Here is a 427-nt window from a genome sequence, read left to right on the forward strand (position 1 = left end):
GTGCTTATTATGAAAACAAGCAAATGAAATTTAAAAAAAGGCCGTCTGAAAACTTCAGACGGCCTTTCCCATTCAGTTTAAAGACTTAAGTCTTATGCCAAACCTTTTGCTTTCAACACTTCCAGCATGGTAGTACCCAACTCGGCAGGACTGCGGGTATAAGCGATACCGGCTTTTTCGAAAGCGGCGAATTTTTCTTCGGCAGTACCTTTACCGCCGGAAATAATCGCACCGGCGTGGCCCATACGTTTGCCTTTAGGGGCAGTAACACCAGCGATGTAACCGACAACAGGTTTGGTTACGTTGGATTGGATGTATTCGGCTGCTTCTTCTTCCGCAGTACCACCGATTTCACCGATCATGATGATGGCATCAGTATCTGGGTCTTCTTGGAAGAGTTTCAGTGCGTCGATTTGGTTCATACCAG

Annotated in this window: 1 pseudogene; it reads right to left on the reverse strand. The window is 46.1% G+C overall.

Features of this window, described 5'->3' with window-relative positions:
• Positions 1 to 92: 92 nt before the first annotated feature.
• A pseudogene (locus ACTHS3_RS17065) lies at positions 93 to 427 on the reverse strand (succinate--CoA ligase subunit alpha); the annotation flags it as partial.

The organism is Neisseria sp. P0009.S007 (assembly GCF_051962515.1).